16 protein-coding genes and 1 CRISPR repeat array are annotated in these 16789 nt (G+C 40.7%); of the genes, 6 read left to right on the top strand and 10 right to left on the bottom strand.

Going from position 1 to position 16789, the window contains the following annotated elements:
* The first annotated feature begins 473 nt into the window (after positions 1-473).
* From aroQ to accC, 3 genes are read left to right on the top strand one after another with little or no spacing between them, the layout of a single operon-like run.
* On the top strand, positions 474-923 hold the full coding sequence (gene aroQ, locus ABDV70_RS00965) for a type II 3-dehydroquinate dehydratase (protein WP_343594697.1): 450 nt from the start codon (positions 474-476) through the stop codon (positions 921-923).
* Positions 924-949: 26 nt separating this feature from the next.
* The gene (gene accB / locus ABDV70_RS00960) at positions 950-1378 is read left to right on the top strand and encodes an acetyl-CoA carboxylase biotin carboxyl carrier protein (protein ID WP_343594695.1); all 429 of its coding nucleotides are present in this window, start codon (positions 950-952) and stop codon (positions 1376-1378) included.
* Positions 1379-1393: 15 nt separating this feature from the next.
* Positions 1394-2773 (top strand): acetyl-CoA carboxylase biotin carboxylase subunit, encoded by a 1380-nt coding sequence (accC, locus tag ABDV70_RS00955; RefSeq protein ID WP_343594694.1) that lies wholly within the window; start codon positions 1394-1396, stop codon positions 2771-2773.
* 129 nt (positions 2774-2902) lie between these two features.
* Here the strand turns inward: accC and ABDV70_RS00950 are convergent, their stop codons facing one another.
* The 9 genes from ABDV70_RS00950 to ABDV70_RS00910 all read right to left on the bottom strand — a co-directional run bounded on the left by ABDV70_RS00950 (position 2903) and on the right by ABDV70_RS00910 (position 11521).
* Positions 2903-3133 carry a hypothetical protein gene (locus ABDV70_RS00950; RefSeq protein WP_343594693.1) on the bottom strand — a complete coding sequence of 77 codons (231 nt, stop codon included), beginning with the start codon at positions 3131-3133 and terminating at the stop codon, positions 2903-2905.
* Positions 3134-3329: 196 nt separating this feature from the next.
* Positions 3330-4421: a chorismate synthase gene (gene aroC / locus ABDV70_RS00945; protein WP_343594692.1), complete on the bottom strand. Its 1092-nt coding sequence runs from the start codon at positions 4419-4421 to the stop codon at positions 3330-3332.
* A 12-nt stretch (positions 4422-4433) separates the two neighbouring features.
* Entirely contained in the window at positions 4434-5444 is a 1011-nt protein-coding gene (gene prmB / locus ABDV70_RS00940) for a 50S ribosomal protein L3 N(5)-glutamine methyltransferase (RefSeq protein ID WP_343594690.1), read from the bottom strand.
* Positions 5445-5723: 279 nt separating this feature from the next.
* Positions 5724-7613: direct repeats of the CRISPR family, unit length 28 nt; unit sequence GTTTCCCATCGCACAGATGGCTTAGAAA.
* A 30-nt stretch (positions 7614-7643) separates the two neighbouring features.
* The gene (locus tag ABDV70_RS00935; protein ID WP_343594907.1) at positions 7644-8384 is read right to left on the bottom strand and encodes an adenosylcobinamide-GDP ribazoletransferase; all 741 of its coding nucleotides are present in this window, start codon (positions 8382-8384) and stop codon (positions 7644-7646) included.
* 1 nt (position 8385) lies between these two features.
* Positions 8386-8997, bottom strand: a complete 612-nt coding sequence (locus ABDV70_RS00930; protein WP_343594688.1) for a histidine phosphatase family protein — start codon at positions 8995-8997, stop codon at positions 8386-8388.
* Entirely contained in the window at positions 8984-10036 is a 1053-nt protein-coding gene (gene cobT / locus ABDV70_RS00925) for a nicotinate-nucleotide--dimethylbenzimidazole phosphoribosyltransferase (RefSeq protein WP_343594687.1), read from the bottom strand. Before cobT ends, ABDV70_RS00930 begins: the two co-directional genes overlap by 14 nt.
* On the bottom strand, positions 10033-10554 hold the full coding sequence (gene cobU, locus ABDV70_RS00920) for a bifunctional adenosylcobinamide kinase/adenosylcobinamide-phosphate guanylyltransferase (RefSeq protein ID WP_343594686.1): 522 nt from the start codon (positions 10552-10554) through the stop codon (positions 10033-10035). Before cobU ends, cobT begins: the two co-directional genes overlap by 4 nt.
* Positions 10555-10556: 2 nt before the next feature.
* Positions 10557-11186, bottom strand: coding sequence for a 2'-5' RNA ligase family protein (locus ABDV70_RS00915; protein ID WP_343594685.1), 630 nt, complete (start codon positions 11184-11186; stop codon positions 10557-10559).
* 11 nt (positions 11187-11197) lie between these two features.
* Positions 11198-11521 carry a hypothetical protein gene (locus ABDV70_RS00910; RefSeq protein ID WP_343594906.1) on the bottom strand — a complete coding sequence of 108 codons (324 nt, stop codon included), beginning with the start codon at positions 11519-11521 and terminating at the stop codon, positions 11198-11200.
* Positions 11522-11675: 154 nt separating this feature from the next.
* Between ABDV70_RS00910 and ABDV70_RS00905 the strand changes: the two genes are divergently transcribed.
* Together ABDV70_RS00905 and ABDV70_RS00900 are read left to right on the top strand one after the other, a co-directional pair.
* Positions 11676-12101, top strand: a complete 426-nt coding sequence (locus tag ABDV70_RS00905) for an HD domain-containing protein (protein WP_343594684.1) — start codon at positions 11676-11678, stop codon at positions 12099-12101.
* An 86-nt stretch (positions 12102-12187) separates the two neighbouring features.
* On the top strand, positions 12188-13087 hold the full coding sequence (locus ABDV70_RS00900) for a LysR family transcriptional regulator (protein WP_343594683.1): 900 nt from the start codon (positions 12188-12190) through the stop codon (positions 13085-13087).
* Positions 13088-13212: 125 nt separating this feature from the next.
* On the opposite strand, the gene dld is transcribed toward ABDV70_RS00900, so the two are convergent.
* The gene (gene dld / locus ABDV70_RS00895) at positions 13213-14904 is read right to left on the bottom strand and encodes a D-lactate dehydrogenase (RefSeq protein ID WP_343594682.1); all 1692 of its coding nucleotides are present in this window, start codon (positions 14902-14904) and stop codon (positions 13213-13215) included.
* 435 nt (positions 14905-15339) lie between these two features.
* Between dld and ABDV70_RS00890 the strand changes: the two genes are divergently transcribed.
* The gene (locus tag ABDV70_RS00890; protein ID WP_343594681.1) at positions 15340-16722 is read left to right on the top strand and encodes a NarK family nitrate/nitrite MFS transporter; all 1383 of its coding nucleotides are present in this window, start codon (positions 15340-15342) and stop codon (positions 16720-16722) included.
* The last annotated feature ends 67 nt before the right edge of the window (positions 16723-16789 follow it).

Raw genomic sequence — 16789 nt, 5'->3', positions numbered from 1 at the left:
GATTATTTGATAAATTGTATTTTTATTGTGGTGTACAGCTTAGGCTATTTAAAACTAATTTGAGGAGATGATGGCTTATTCAGCTATGATCAATTAAAGTCAATCAGTATCAAAACCATTCATATCACCTATTTTTTACAATAAAAATCATTTATTTATACTATTTATTTAATTCATCATGCTAAAATACGCGCACATAAAATTACAGCTATAAAACCTATATGACGCCTGACTTTATCTGTTTTACATATTTTTTCCGATGATGAAAGTACCTTGCCCTGCATTCGTAAAAATTGTCATTTTTTAACATTGTCAATTTCAGCAAAAGTTTACAAGATATACGCATATTTTGATTTTGTGATTTTTCATAATTATTGCAAAGTTTATTAAAATTGTAGAGTTTTAGGTCATAATAGGCAAACTTTGCAGACATCAAGCAAGAAATGATTACATTTTTTAATGGAGCTAGCTGCATGACTTCACGTATTTTGGTCATTCATGGACCAAATTTGAATTTGCTAGGAAAGCGAGAACCTGAAGTATATGGGCATCAAACCTTAAATGACATTAACCAAACATTAATTGCTCAAGCACAACAACAAAACTGTCTTTTGGAAAGCTTTCAAAGCAACCACGAAGGCGAAATTGTTGACCGAATTCATTTGGCGCAGTCGCAGGGAATCCAATTTATTATTATTAATCCTGCTGCATTTACTCATACTTCTGTTGCCTTACGTGATGCGCTTTTGGGCGTCAATATCCCTTTTATCGAAGTGCATCTTTCAAATGTACATGCACGTGAACCCTTCCGCCATCACTCATACTTATCAGATAAAGCAGTGGGCGTGATTTGTGGTTTAGGAGCGCAGGGGTATCACTTTGCGCTTAATTTCGCGATTTCAACCCTTCAACCTTCTCATTAATTTTCCAACCAAGGAATACGAACACTATGGATATTCGTAAAATCAAAAAGCTTATCGATTTGATGATTGAATCTGATCTTCATGCGATTGAAGTGAAAGAAGGTGATCAATCGATTGCTTTGACTCGCCGTAGTCCTGCTCCTATCCAAATGGGCGTTGCAGCTATGCCTACACCTTCTGCTGAAGTTGCATCTACTGCTCCAAAAGCAAAAGCACGCGGTATTGTTGAAACAGCACCAATGGTTGGTGTGTACTATGCAGCACCAAGCCCAGGCGAAGCTCCTTTTGTTCAAGTTGGACAAACAATTTCTGCGGGTGATACTTTAGGTATTATTGAAGCAATGAAAATCATGAACCCAATTGAAGCAACTCAAAGTGGTGTGATTGAAGAAATTTTAGTTAAAAATGGCGAAGTGATTGAGTTTGGTCAACCGTTATTCCGTTACCGCGCATAATTACGGGGACTCACAATGTTGCAAAAAGTACTCATTGCAAACCGTGGTGAAATCGCCTTGCGAATCACCCGGGCTTGCAAAGCCTTAGGCATTAAAACAGTCGGCGTTTATTCGAGTGCCGACAAAGACCTAATGCATTTGCGTTTTGTTGATGAAGCCGTATGTATTGGGCCTGGCGCAACAAGCGAAAGTTACTTGAACATTCCTGCGCTACTTACAGCTGCGGAAGTAACTGGTGCAGATGCCATTCACCCTGGTTATGGCTTCTTGTCTGAAAATGCTGAATTTGCCGAAATGGTTGAAAGCTCAGGTTACATTTTCATCGGCCCACGTCCTGAACACATTCGTTTAATGGGGAACAAAGTTTCTGCCATTACCGCTATGCGTAAAGCAGGCGTACCAACTGTACCGGGTTCTCAACACGCTGTAACCCCTGCCAATGCCAAAGAAGAAGCTGCAAAAATCGGCTTCCCGCTGATTGTAAAAGCAGCATCTGGTGGTGGTGGTCGTGGTATGCGTATTGTTGAACGCATCGATACATTATTAGAATCTGTTCAAGCTGCACAGCGTGATGCTGAAATGTGGTTTGGCGATGACACGGTTTATATGGAACGTTTCCTTCAAAAACCACGTCACGTTGAAGTACAGGTTCTTGCTGATGGTAATGGCCATGCGGTTCACTTATATGACCGTGACTGTTCTTTACAGCGCCGCCATCAAAAAGTGTTAGAAGAAGCACCAGCACCTGACTTACCAGAACAAGCACGTGCAGATATCTTAGAAGCCTGTGTGCATGCGTGTAAACTCATGCAATACCGCGGTGCAGGAACATTCGAGTTCTTATTTGAAGAAGGTGAATTCTTCTTTATCGAGATGAATACTCGTGTTCAGGTAGAACATCCAGTAACAGAAATGGTGACTGGTATTGATATTATCGAACAACAATTACGTATTGCTGCTGGTTTAGGTCTAAACCTTGAGCAATCTGACATTGAGGTTCGTGGACATGCAATTGAATGCCGTATCAATGCTGAAGATCCAACTACGTTCATGCCATCTCCAGGCAAGATCGAGCATTTCTACACCCCAGGTGGTGCAGGTATTCGTTTAGATTCTCATATATATGAAGGATATAGCATCCCACCATATTATGATTCAATGATTGCCAAATTGATTGCACATGGTAAAGACCGTCAAACGGCTATTGCCCGCATGAAACAAGCACTTGATGAAATGATCCTAACTGGCGTAAAAACCAATATTCCATTACATAAAGACTTGATCCTACAAGATAAAGCATTTTGTGAAACGGCAATGGATATTCATTATTTGGAAAATCATTTGCTCAAACAACTTGAAGCAAATGCAGAGAAAAAAGAAGAAAAAACCGCTTAATTTTTTCTTCTTTCAAAAAGAAGCGACTTGTTCGCTTCTTTTTTGCTTTCCAAAAATTTAAAGTCAAAAAGAACCATTCTTTATGCTCAATTCCATTTTGAATGGCTAAGACTTAGGAATAAATGTGATCTAAACAGCAATCACTTTAACAATGATGGTCTGTGACTCTTCCCATTCATCAAATACCTGCTTTCGTAACAACTCCTTAGACTTCACTTTAAATTCTAAATTTTGAAACTTGATATGTTGTGGGATACGGTCAAAGTAATCCGCTGTTTCATCCAGCTCATCTTCAAATAAAGAGTGACCAAGTTGATAGTCCTTGCTTTTTAATACAATATACTTCACTGTCGTTTTCATTCTAGTCTCACCTTTCTGAACACACTTTATTTTTAGTTTTATCAAGTTTTTGTGCTTTCGCCTATTAGAAAATCGTCAATTTTGTATTTTTTTTAGACAAGTAGTCTTTAGCATTAATTTCATCATAAACAACAATCAATTAAAAAAAGCCCATAGCAATTCGCTATAGGCTTTTTCGCAATTTTTCATTTGAACTTTATGGTGCAATTGGCTCAAATGGTGCAATAACATCTGCGTTTTGTGCACGATGACGCATGAAATGATCCATCAACACAATCGCCAACATTGCCTCAGCAATCGGGGTTGCACGAACACCAACGCATGGGTCGTGTCGCCCTTTGGTTAAAACATCCGTATCTTCACGGTTTAGGTTAATTGTTTTCCCCGAAGTCGTGATACTTGCCGTCGGTTTCAAGGCAATCGCAACTCGAATGGTCTGACCACTCGAAATACCCCCTAAAATTCCACCAGCATGATTGGCCAAGAAGCCCTGAGAACTTAATTCATCTCTAGTTTCATGTCCGAATTGACCTGCAACAGCAAATCCATCTCCAATCTCAACGGCTTTAACAGCATTGATTCCCATCATGGCATGGGCAATATCTGCGTCCAAACGGTCAAAAACTGGCTCACCCCAACCTACAGGCACATTTTCAGCCAAAATTTCCAGTTTAGCGCCACAGCTTGTACCCTGTTCACGCAATGATGTCACCAATGCTTCAAAACGTGGAACTGCATCTTTGTCACCACAGAAAAATGGGTTTTGTGAAACTTCATTCCAATCCAGTTTTTCAGCAACTTCACTTCCAATTTGAGTGACATGCCCACGAATGACGATACCGAACTTTTCAGCCAGGTATTTTTTCGCAATCGCACCCGCAGCAACACGCATTGCAGTTTCACGTGCGCTTGAACGACCACCACCACGATAATCACGGAAACCATATTTTTGTGTATAGGTATAATCGGCATGTCCCGGGCGGAATGTCTGCGCAATATTGCCATAATCTTTGGATTTTTGGTCAGTATTACGAATCAGTAAACCGATTGGTGTACCTGTTGTTTTACCTTCAAACACACCTGAAATGATTTCAACCTGATCAGGTTCTTTACGCTGCGTCGCAAATTTGGATGTGCCGGGTTTACGACGATCTAAATCTGCCTGTAAATCCGCTTCGATCAGCTCAAGACCTGGTGGTACACCATCAACAATTGCCATTAGACCTACGCCATGTGATTCGCCACATGTCGTTACACGAAAAAGTTGACCTATACTATTTCCTGCCATGAGGGCAATTCCTTATGCATTGAGTGAGTCTTGAAAAATTTTCTGGTATTTACGGCATTGCTCTGCGGTTAAGGCAAAAATACCTGAACCACCTTTTTGGAAAGTGAGCCAATGGAAATCAACCGTATTAAAGTTTTGGCGCATTGCCCACTCAGAATTACCAACCTCAATCACAATTAAACCATCTTCGGTTAAATAATCTGCTGCCTGAGCCAACATTTTACGGACTAAATCTAAACCATCCTGCCCTGCTGCCAAAGCCAATTCTGGCTCATGCAAAAACTCTTCTGGTAAATCTGCCATGTCTTCTGCATCAACATATGGTGGATTTGATACGATCAAATCATATTGATTTTCAGGAGGAATTTTTGCAAATAGGTCAGATTCCATTAATGCAACCTGATATTGTTTGCTGTGGTGTTCCGTATTAATGGTGGCAACTTCGAGCGCTTCACGTGAAATATCCGTTGCATCAACTTCGGCATCTGGGAAAGCATAAGCCAGTGCGATTGCAATACATCCAGAACCTGTACACATATCTAAAATACGGTGTGGAGTCGTTGCATCACCACGTAATGGCAAGTTGTTTAATGCTTCACGAATCTGACCATTTTCATCTCGAAAGTACGGTGCAAAACGCTGTTCGATCAATTCTGCAATCGGTGAACGTGGAATCAGAACACGCTCATCTACATAAAATGGTTTATTAAAGAAATAGGCCAAGTTTAAAAGATAAGATGTTGGCACTCGTTCATTGATACGTTTTTCTAATAGGCTGAGAAATTCAGCTTTTTCGCTTGGTAATAGTTTGGCATCTAAAATTTCAGCATCTGCTGACCATTCTAGAGAAAGCGTTTGCAAAACCAACGCCGAGCTTTCAGCAAAGAAGTCTTCTGTACCTTGCCCTAAATGTGCATCGTATTGACGTAATGCAGTGACCCCAAACCGAATAAAATCACGAATCGTACTTAAATTTTCAGCCGCTTCATTTAAACTTTCAGGGCTAATCGTCAATCGCTCCACTCAGAACTCCAATTTTTAATGTGAAATATTTTTGTATTCTACCCTGTTTTGGGGTGTTTTATAATGCCTCATCTCATGAAAGCATCGGGTATCGCTTCTTTTTCTTATTTCTTGTTGAAAAGCCCAGCACTTTTATCAATAATATTTTACCCAATATTTTTATATTCTTTAACAGTTTATCAAAATCAATAACTTATACCGCCTCTAAAAAAAGTTGGTGTATTGTACTTTTTTGAGTTATCTATTTGTTATTGATTACTTTTTATTTATTATTTTCCTGTTTCCCATCGCACAGATGGCTTAGAAAGCAGGTCAGCAATCACCAATGGCGCGCTGGGTGTTTCCCATCGCACAGATGGCTTAGAAAACAAGTCACTACATCTTGTTTAGGTTATCCACGTTTCCCATCGCACAGATGGCTTAGAAAGTTGTCATGATGCTGTCAGCTGTTGGCAACAAGTTTCCCATCGCACAGATGGCTTAGAAATTATCGAAAAATGGGGGTGTGATGTGCTGACAGTTTCCCATCGCACAGATGGCTTAGAAAAGACGTTCGGTTTGTATGTGCTTGCCTATGGTGTTTCCCATCGCACAGATGGCTTAGAAAACGATTGTTAGATAAAGATGAAGTTAATTCATGTTTCCCATCGCACAGATGGCTTAGAAATCTGAGGTTCTAAATTTATCTTTAGAAAAACTGTTTCCCATCGCACAGATGGCTTAGAAAGATCTTCGGAATAATTGATCAATCCCCACCACGTTTCCCATCGCACAGATGGCTTAGAAATAAAAGACTGCATTCTAACGGTAGAAGAAGCGGTTTCCCATCGCACAGATGGCTTAGAAATTCGCCCATCCCGCAGCGGCGGAATGATGCGCGTTTCCCATCGCACAGATGGCTTAGAAAAGACAACGAAGAAATATAACTATTTATATAATGTTTCCCATCGCACAGATGGCTTAGAAAACATTTATTTAATTCAATGTCGAAGGTAACTCGTTTCCCATCGCACAGATGGCTTAGAAATAGTAGACAGACTATCATTCATTCGGCAAACCGTTTCCCATCGCACAGATGGCTTAGAAAGCTGGAAGTTGCAGACGGTGAACTTGTGGCCGGTTTCCCATCGCACAGATGGCTTAGAAATGTATCAGGGATAACATACTTATCAAGTGAGGGTTTCCCATCGCACAGATGGCTTAGAAAAATATACATCTACAACACCCGGCAATATCGTTGTTTCCCATCGCACAGATGGCTTAGAAAATTGACTAACAGCAAGGGCAGGCCGATTGCAAGTTTCCCATCGCACAGATGGCTTAGAAAGCGTGGTAATTCGACCACAACATAATACTTATGTTTCCCATCGCACAGATGGCTTAGAAATCCGTTGGTAGTGTAACAAGTTCCAGACATTCCGTTTCCCATCGCACAGATGGCTTAGAAAGTTCCAACGGGTATGGCACACTTCCGAGAGGTGTTTCCCATCGCACAGATGGCTTAGAAATGCGGCATTGGGTTTTGAAACCCCGATTGAATGTTTCCCATCGCACAGATGGCTTAGAAATTGTCCAGTCTTATTCCAAGCCTGCCAAATTCGTTTCCCATCGCACAGATGGCTTAGAAATAAGTTCATGTATTTGTTTTATTTGTAGTTTTGTTTCCCATCGCACAGATGGCTTAGAAAGTCACCCCTGATATTGTCAACCTTAGCGCCTATGTTTCCCATCGCACAGATGGCTTAGAAATTTGAGAAATTTTGTCAATTATGTGTTATTTAGTTTCCCATCGCACAGATGGCTTAGAAATGTAACCCTGACTTCATACCAACCGTCTGCTTGTTTCCCATCGCACAGATGGCTTAGAAATTTAATTTTTTGGCTTGATAAGTCATTGTTGGGTTTCCCATCGCACAGATGGCTTAGAAATGGCACACGCGACACCAGTAAAGTAATAGGTAGTTTCCCATCGCACAGATGGCTTAGAAATCACTGATCCCGGCCTTCGTCTGCGGATCAGAGTTTCCCATCGCACAGATGGCTTAGAAAATTACAAACCAAAGCATCAAACAATCCTTTGCGTTTCCCATCGCACAGATGGCTTAGAAATTTCTCTGAAAGGTAAGCTTTTGCTTTTAAAGGTTTCCCATCGCATAGATGGCTTAAATCTTCAAATTTTTTATGTTTAAGGTACTTAGATTATGAGATCAATAATGCCATCACAAAAATAGCCACGCATTCAGCAATTTCGATACTCGCGCCAATGGTATCACCCGTGACTCCACCTAAACGCTGAATAAATAATTTACGTAATCCCAACCAAAGCAATAAAACCACAGCCATTAAGATTATGGCTTGCCATAAAAATAGCCCCAATAAAAATAGACCGCAACACAACATAAGTAAAATGAGTCGGATACGTGGCATTCCTGTTAAAAATAATGACCCCAACCCTTGTGGACGTACATATAAACAGCTCAGTAATAAAAATAATGCCGTTAAGCGCCCAATCATGGGAATAATCAACAAAACCAGATATTGATGTACATCAAGCAAGGTATAAACCGCAGAAAATTTGAGTAACACCAGTAAAACTAAGCTTAATACTCCAATTGGCCCACTTTGGGGATCTTTCATAATTTTAAGCGTTCGTTCCCTGTCGCCATAGCCACCGACCCATGCATCGGCTGTATCTGCCAAACCATCTAAATGCAGACCACCTGTAATCACCACCCAAACCGTTGTAATTAAACTTGCAGCCAAAATGACAGGGCTATGGGATAATTCAATTGCCATTCCCCATAACAGCGTACCAATCATGAGTCCCACAAATGGATAAAAGAGTAATGACAATGCATTTTGTTGTGCTGTCGGGATGTTTTTAAAACGAATAGGAATAATCGTTAAAAACTGGATTGCTATCAGTGCAGGCATGAACATATTACTCACAAAAATGAACTCCTGCCTGAGTACGGTCTAAACAAAAAGAATGAATGGTTGCCAATGGTGCTGACTGTGTCAGTAACTGGTCAATTTCACATGGTTCTGCAAGGCACTTGAGTAATTTTATAACACCACCATGCCCAATCATCAGCACTCTTTTCCACCGATATACATCTGCATTTTGAATGAGATCAACCAATCCCTGTTGGATTCGCTGTTGAAAATTAAATAATGTTTCAGCATTTGGCGGGCTATAAATACTCGGTTGTTCCCAAAACTGTGCCAGTTGCTCTGGGGTATGTTGATAAATGTCTAGGGTTGTTTTCCCTTCCCAATCGCCAAAGTTATATTCTTTTAGGTTTGGCTCAATAACGATGGGTAACTGTAAAGTTTGGCTAACATGCTGCGCAAACGTCTGACACCGTTGAAGTGATGATGTAATCACGGCATCCCAATCTGGCTTTTGCTGTAAATAAGCGTCAAGGGTATGCTGCATTTGCAGCCACCCTTGCTCGGTTAACGCATCATCTAGATGTCCGCGTAAGGTATGGCTGAGTGTGGTTTCACCATGACGCAGGACATCGAGCCTTAAAAAGTTATTGTTTATCACCCGTGACTGCCGCTTCCGAGAATGTCGCCATTTGATTATGTAAGGCACATGCCAGTTTCACAACACCCAAAGCCACGCCTGCGCCACTTCCTTCGCCTAAACGTAAATTGAGCTGGACAATTGGCTGTACATCTAAAGCCTGTAAAATACGACGATGTCCATATTCCGCAGATTGGTGTCCAAATAGCATCCATTGTTGGGTGAGTGGTTGAATACGAACTGCCAGTAATGCTGCAACAGAGCTAATAAACCCATCAACCAGTATTGGTAAACCAACTTGAGCGCAACGTAAATACGCACCCACCATCGCTGCGATTTCAAAACCACCTACTGCTGCCAAAATCTGGATAGGATCATTACCGACTTGTGCCTGATGTAAATCAACTGCCTGTTGAATCACTTGCTTTTTATGTACCAGTTTTTCATCTGTAATGCCTGTTCCAACACCCGTTAAAACTTCAGCAGATTCGTTTAACAGTAAACATGCCAATGCCGATGCTGAACAGGTGTTTCCAATCCCCATTTCACCTGCAATAAACATATCGGCATGGTGAGCTGCGGCTTGGTCAACGCTGTTTTTACCAATGGTCATGGCTTGAACACATTGTTCTTCGGTCATTGCCTGTGTTTTTGCAAAGTTTTGGGTTCCTGCTGCAACCGCCTGATACTCCACGCCTTGCATGTGATGCGCTTCGCCTACTGTCCCGCAGTCAATCACTTGTAATTTTGCTTGATACTGTTGGGCAATCACACTAATACATGCCCCGCCAGAGGCAAAATTGAGTAACATTTGACGTGTCACTTCTTGTGGATAAGCAGATACCTGTTCCGCCATAACACCATGATCGCCTGCGAATAAACTAATCCACGGCGCATTCACATAAGGTCGACTAGTACATTGTAATGCTGCAATCTTCACCGCAATCGTTTCCAGATCACCCAAAGCGCCTGTTGGTTTGGTTAACTGTGCCTGCCGAGCCAAAGCCAGATCTTTCGAGTTTTGATCTGGTTGTTTATATGATGCTAACCACCAATTCATGGTGCTTCTCCTTTTAGATGCATAGGAAACCCTGCCACACAAAATGTAACATGGTCACAAATTTGCCCAAGTGCCTGATGTAGCCAGCCTGATTCATCCACAAAACGTCGGGTTAATTGTCCCATAGGGACAACGCCTAGTCCTGTTTCATTACTAACTAAAATAACATCGGCCTTAAGCTGAGGTAATACGGTTAAAAGCTGCTGACATTGCTGTTGCTGTAAATCTGCCTGATCATTGAGCAATAGATTATTCATCCATAGAGTCAAACAATCGACAACCACGACCTGCTGCGGTTGATCTAACTTTTGTAATGTATCTGCTAAAAAAATCGGTTCTTCTATAAGTTGCCATTCAGCAGGTCTTTGTTGCTGATGATGTGCTATTCGTTGTTGCATTTCTGCATCTAGGGCGTCAGCAGTTGCAATATACGTACATGGACGTTGTTTGTTTTTTGCCAATTGCTCTGCATAACGACTTTTTCCAGAACGTGCCCCGCCCAAAACAAAATGTAACATGCTTACCTCAAGTCCATCTGACACGCTGCTGTTAAAGCGCCTTGTAATTCATGTGTGTGATAATAACCAAAGGTTAAATGCTCAATAGAAAACGCAAACGGCGTTGTAGCGATTGATTGTATATGCTGTAACACCTGCTGTGCGGGAAATTCTTCCCGATATAATCCCAAAGTAATATGCGGATAATATTGAATTGCATCAAACTCAGGACAATATTGCTGTAACTGTTGGCGACATGTGTCTAATTGATGATTGATATCAACCACTTCAACAAATAATGCACTATAAAAACTATTGAGTTTACCGAGTTTTAACTGAAATGGGCATGGTGGATTACACTGTAATGCAGCAATCTGCTGTTGTAAGTGTACCGAGCTAAAATGATTGGATAAATGCTGTTTTTCTACGGGAACATCCCAAAAACCACACACCAGCACAGTAATATGCCACTGCCGCCGATTTGGAACATATAAAAAATCAGCACATTGTTTTTGTAATTGTTCTAAATAACTTATTAGCGCCAGATCTTTGATTTCCAGATACCACAAACCAAAGTGAGGACGTCCTTGATGCCATTCATCATAGTTCTGCCCTCGACTTGCAAAAGTAGATGGGACATCCGCTAAAAACATAAGATAACAGACTACAAACTTTCACTTATTCCAACATAACGAAATAGCTGGTGCACACCTAAATCCTGCTTTAGGACAATCAGATCTGTGCATTGTGTGGCGCTAATTTCCTGCCAGACATTTAACTCTTGCTCATGGATTTCATCGACAGTGTGAGGTAATTGATGTTCAAAAACATCCGAGATATATTCAAAACCTAAATCTAAAGCAATAAATGCCGTATGCTGACAGGGTTGAAGATATTGCTCTTGATTCCAATCCAAAATATCGTGCTGGCAAAACGGGCAAGATACATTTTTCTGATCTGCTGCCAATTCAATCACTTGTTTAATCATCATAAAATACCCTCAACTTGACGAATATCTTAAAACATTTTTTCATAAATAGCATTTGCAAAGGACTGAAAGCCAAGATAAATTGAAGGAAAAAGAAGCGTTATAGGCACATCTTTACTCTTATTTCCTATAATTTCTCAAAAGGACAATATTTATGGCAAATCTGGAAAAAGCCATCATTTTCGCAACACGTAAACACGCGGGACAAGTCGATAAAGCAGGACAGCCTTATATCCTGCATCCCTTAAGGCTTATGACAAAAATGAAGACAGAAGAACAACAAATTATTGCGGTACTCCACGATATCCTCGAAGACACCGATGCAACCGTTGTAGACTTGATTTCATTAGGTTTTTCACCCAGTATCATTGAAGCGATTCAGGCATTAACACGACGTGAAGGTGAAAGCCGCATAGAAGCCGCTTGGCGAGCCGTCAGAAATACTTTAGCGCGTGAAGTTAAATTAGCCGATGTCGCTGATAATATGGATATTAGTCGTATTCATCACCCAACCGAGCGAGATTATTTACGTTTAAAAGAATACCAACAAGTACAAGCAATTTTATTACGGCATTTTTGAATATTGAAATAGATTAGGCTAACATCACCACTCAGATGAAGTTACATAATATACCCTCATAGCTTGAAACAAGGCGAAGATGATTTATGCTCAGTGATTTGGATGATTTTTATTGTTTTGCGCTCGTTGTCGAGCATGGAGGCTTTAGTGCAGCGGAACGTGCTACAGATATTCCAAAGTCAAAATTAAGCCGTAGAGTCTATAACTTAGAAGAACATTTAGGTGTCAGGCTCATTCAGCGTAGCTCGCGTCATTTTGCCGTGACTGATATTGGTATGAATATCTACCGACATGCTCAGGTCATGATGAATGCTGCACAGGCGGCACATGATTTAGTCGATCATTTAAGTGTTGAACCTCGGGGCATCATTAAAGTGAGCCTTCCTGTATCGGTTGCGCAAAACGAATTTCCCAAAATTATCCCTGAATTTTTAAAGCGTTACCCAGAAATCCGCTTACAGTTAGTTGTGAGTAACCGTCGGGTCGATGTGATTAACGAAGGAATTGATGTTGCGCTGCGTGTACGCTCAAAAATCGATGATGATCCGGGACTGATTGTCCGTCAGTTTGAACGTATCGAGCAGCATCTCTTTGCAAGTCAGGCATATTTAAATGAATATGGCGATGTCAAAGATCCAAAACAGTTAACCAATCATCGTATTTTAAGCATGGTCGATGAACATGCCGACCAAAATATGGTTTTGCATAATGCTCAGGATGAAACCATTAAAATCAAGGTCAATCCTGTGGTTATGGGCTCTGATTTAATGATGCTGATGCAGTTGGCCCGCCAAAATTCAGGCATTGCACTTTTACCCGACTCTATTGCCGAAGACTATGTCAAAAGCGGTGAACTTGTGCAGGTATTACCTGAATGGAAAGCGCCTCATGGGGTATTCCATGCAGTCTATCCAACCCGTCAGGGCATGCTTCCTGCTGTGCGTGTCTTCATTGACTATTTAGTTGAATACTTTGAAAACCATTAAAGCATGTTGGCATTTTACCAATGATTTGCGGTAGAAAATACCTGTCATCAAAGCCATAAACCAAGCGTTCATCAAACCTAAAAAAAGGGCAGATTCAAATCGAACTGCCCTTTTTTAAAATGATATTAATGCCAGTGCTTACATTTACTGGTCTTGCCTATACCACAGTTAAAACTATTGGTTGGGTCAAGTTGTTGCAAGTGTGTTTTATACGCTTCCGAAGCATGATATAAATGCCCGACATTATGTTCAGCAGGATATTTCGCCCCACGTGTATCCAGATATTTTAAAACGTCTTGTTTGAACTTTTTACCATCGACATTCGGTTTTAAAATATAGTCCTGATGATTTACAAAACAGAAGAAATGCCCACAACAAGAATCGAGCATGACTTGCTGTTCCAATTCTTTCGGCAAACGGATTCTCCATTCATCATCATTACGGCGCAATGCGACATCAAAAGCAATTAATCGTTCATTGGCATCTATAGCATGGCTTTCGCAGTAATACACTGTGCAACCACCAACACCAAAACGAATCAAAAAGGCATTTTTTTCCTCTTTTGCGGTGCATTCAAAAAACTGACCTGTTCTTTTTTCAAAAAACTGGTTCAAAAGCTGTTCTAATTCCTGTTTTTGGTCTGCATCCGTTTTAATCATTAAATGATGCTCAAACTGATGATGGTACTGCATAATACGAGGTTCAATACCCGATGGTGTCACCCGATTGACCCATTGAATCATGCGGTCTAAGGTGTTTTTCGGTAAAAATGGAATTTGTTGTACACGTTTTGTCCATGCATTTTTCGCTGCAAATAAATCTGGAATCTTTTCTGCGCCTAAACGATCAATCGCCTTATAAATATGTTTGGCATAGGTTTTGGTTAACTCGAAGGCGTTACGATGAATATATTCTGCTTGCGAAGGTAAAACACTTAAATGTTTTAATAAATAACGACGCAGCTCAACCAGTTCAAACTCATCATTGGTTCCAATATAAAACGTCGTCGAAGCACCACTGGCTTCAAATGTCGGTAGTCTGACTGCAAAAACCGCTAATTTTCCAGAGCAACCTGCACTGTCATGTAAATAGTCAGGATTACCATTAAAACGTGTCGGTCTGGATGATTCTGTATCTCTTAAATCCTGTGCATAACCTTCTGCCCAGATTCGCCCTGACCAATCCTCAGCATTGCCTGCCTGATAATCTTGTTGTTCAAGTCGCTGGAAAATTTCTTCTGGTGTTTGCCCGAGTTCAATTCCTAAATGATTGACCAGTTCAAGTTGACCATCTGCATTGATTTGGGCAAACAAAGACTTTTCAGTAAATGCAGGCCCACGACGAATAAGTGACCCGCCAGAGTTATTACACACACCACCAATCACCGATGCACCGATACAAGAAGACCCAATCACCGAATGTGGTTCTCTTTGAAAAGGTTTTAAAGCATTTTCAAGCTCTGTTAATGTGCTTCCGGGAAAAGCCAGTACTTGTTTCGCATCATCAAGTAACTGAACACCTTTTAGTTTTCGTGTGCTAATAATGACAATATCTCGGTCATAATCATTTGAGTCTGGCGTTGAGCCTCCTGTAACACCAGTGTTAGAAGCTTGCATCAGGATAATCACATCATGTGCAACACACGCCTGTAAAACTTTCCATGTTTCTATAAAACTTGCGGGAATGACGACTGCCAAAGCATCTCCCTTTCCAACGCGAAAGCCTTTGGTGTATGGGACTTTATCCAGTTCCTCTGTAAGAACATTTGCAGAACCAACAACCTCTTTTAATTCTGACAATAAAATAACTGGATTCATTTTCAGCCTATGTGGATTAACTAAGAAAATTATTGTTTTGAAATTGTACACCTATTCTTTTTCTATGGTTCAAAACAAGATCAAAAGATAACCGTAAAAAAAGATGAATTGTATTTGCTCATACTTTGGATTCTGTAGCCTCTATTTCGACTAAATAACTAGTTCACCCTATCCAAAAGACCAGTCCGTTTAGACATTTTGAAGAATGTCCCATCCTAAAATGAAGCTTTACTCTAGTCATAATAAATCAGGTTTATGAACCAGAGCACAACCACTTGGTTCATAAACCCTCATAGTAGCAGCGTGTTTTTACATGCTTTATTTCAGCATATGTTTCAGAAAAACAATGATAACGCTTTCATATGCTGGCTTCATTTAAAGACATGAAAAAACCCTCTACACCAAAGTTTCAAAGTGAAAAATAAAGGTATTTTCATGGCTAGAAATTTATTGGTCTGGCAACCAGAAAACAGCCAGTTTTGGGATCAGACAGGGCGAAAAATTGCACGGAGAAATCTCTGGATTTCAGTTTTTGCATTGCTCTTTGCATTTGCAATCTGGCAGGTCTGGAGTGTAGCCGTGGTTAAATTGCCCTCCATTGGTTTCACTTACAGCAAAAACCAGCTCTTTTGGTTAGCAGCTTTGCCTGCTTTATCGGGTGCAACACTGCGCATTTTTTATTCATTTGTCGTTCCCATTTTTGGTGGGCGTCGCTGGACAACACTTTCAACAGCAAGTCTGCTGATCCCCGCTATTGGTTTAGGATTTGCAGTACAAGACCCCAATACCAGTTATCTCACCATGGCAGTTTTGGCGTTATTGTGTGGGTTTGGTGGAGCTAATTTTAGTTCGTCCATGTCAAATATTAGTTTCTTTTTTCCAAAATCAGAAAAAGGAAGTGCGCTAGGAATCAATGCGGGCTTAGGCAATTTAGGCGTATCGGTTGTTCAGTTCGTCGTCCCAATTGTCATTACATTGTCTATCTTTGGTCATTATGCTGGCAGTCCACAAATCGCAACCAATACTGACCATTCAACCAGCTATATCTGGCTACAAAATGCAGGTTTTGTCTGGGTTCCCTTTATTATTCTTGCAACCTTGATGGCATGGTTTGGCATGAATGATATTGCCTCAGCAAAAGCATCATTTAAAGAGCAATCCATTATTTTTACCCGTAAACACAACTGGATTATGTGCTTACTCTATATCGGTACATTTGGTTCTTTCATTGGTTTTTCAGCAGGGTTTGCACTGTTAACCAAACAGGTCTTTCCAGATGTTGACCCAATTAAATACGCATTTTTAGGCCCACTTGTCGGTGCATTAATGCGTGTCGTGGGCGGATGGTTATCGGATAAGTTTGCTGCTTCTAAAGTTACCCAAGCCAGTTTTATCCTGATGGTGGTTGCTGTTTTTGGTGTGTTGTTCTCTCTACCTAGCCCAACAGCAGGCGGCTCTTTCATTGGTTTCTTCATCAGTTTCATGATTTTATTTGCCGCAACTGGGATTGGTAACGCCTCTACCTTTGCTCAAGCACCGCGTATTTTTGCTATTTTCCACCGCAATCAGGCAAAACGGTTTGGTCTGGATGAAGCCGAGGCCGATATTAATGCCACCAAAGAATCTGCTGCTGTTGTAGGTTTTATGGGTGCTGTTGGGGCTTATGGTGGATTTTTTATTCCAAAAAGTTTTGGGACATCTTTTGATTTAACAGGAAGTTTTATTGCGGCATTGATCTGTTTCATTCTGTTCTATTGCGTTTGCATTGCAGTGAACTGGTGGTTTTATGCCCGAAAAAATGCTGAAATTAAATGCTAAATCAAAATTTACATCTTCAGACATCCTGCACTTTGCAGGATGTTTGCGTTCTAAAAGAACTAATCCA

The sequence above is a fragment of the Acinetobacter sp. genome (assembly GCF_039596015.1).
Classification (GTDB): Bacteria; Pseudomonadota; Gammaproteobacteria; order Pseudomonadales; family Moraxellaceae; genus Acinetobacter.
This window is presented reverse-complemented; position numbering and strand designations above follow the sequence as displayed.

What these genes read in the sequence shown, in the direction of transcription:
- cobT (WP_343594687.1), bottom strand. Translation starts at nt 10,036, where the DNA reads ATGAATTGGTGGTTAGCATCATATAAACAACCAGATCAAAACTCGAAA.
- ABDV70_RS00905 (WP_343594684.1), top strand. Translation starts at nt 11,676, where the DNA reads ATGGCAAATCTGGAAAAAGCCATCATTTTCGCAACACGTAAACACGCG.
- ABDV70_RS00935 (WP_343594907.1), bottom strand. Translation starts at nt 8,384, where the DNA reads ATGTTCATGCCTGCACTGATAGCAATCCAGTTTTTAACGATTATTCCT.
- accB (WP_343594695.1), top strand. Translation starts at nt 950, where the DNA reads ATGGATATTCGTAAAATCAAAAAGCTTATCGATTTGATGATTGAATCT.
- ABDV70_RS00950 (WP_343594693.1), bottom strand. Translation starts at nt 3,133, where the DNA reads ATGAAAACGACAGTGAAGTATATTGTATTAAAAAGCAAGGACTATCAA.
- ABDV70_RS00910 (WP_343594906.1), bottom strand. Translation starts at nt 11,521, where the DNA reads ATGATTAAACAAGTGATTGAATTGGCAGCAGATCAGAAAAATGTATCT.
- dld (WP_343594682.1), bottom strand. Translation starts at nt 14,904, where the DNA reads ATGAATCCAGTTATTTTATTGTCAGAATTAAAAGAGGTTGTTGGTTCT.
- aroC (WP_343594692.1), bottom strand. Translation starts at nt 4,421, where the DNA reads ATGGCAGGAAATAGTATAGGTCAACTTTTTCGTGTAACGACATGTGGC.
- ABDV70_RS00890 (WP_343594681.1), top strand. Translation starts at nt 15,340, where the DNA reads ATGGCTAGAAATTTATTGGTCTGGCAACCAGAAAACAGCCAGTTTTGG.
- aroQ (WP_343594697.1), top strand. Translation starts at nt 474, where the DNA reads ATGACTTCACGTATTTTGGTCATTCATGGACCAAATTTGAATTTGCTA.
- accC (WP_343594694.1), top strand. Translation starts at nt 1,394, where the DNA reads ATGTTGCAAAAAGTACTCATTGCAAACCGTGGTGAAATCGCCTTGCGA.
- ABDV70_RS00915 (WP_343594685.1), bottom strand. Translation starts at nt 11,186, where the DNA reads ATGTTTTTAGCGGATGTCCCATCTACTTTTGCAAGTCGAGGGCAGAAC.
- cobU (WP_343594686.1), bottom strand. Translation starts at nt 10,554, where the DNA reads ATGTTACATTTTGTTTTGGGCGGGGCACGTTCTGGAAAAAGTCGTTAT.
- ABDV70_RS00900 (WP_343594683.1), top strand. Translation starts at nt 12,188, where the DNA reads ATGCTCAGTGATTTGGATGATTTTTATTGTTTTGCGCTCGTTGTCGAG.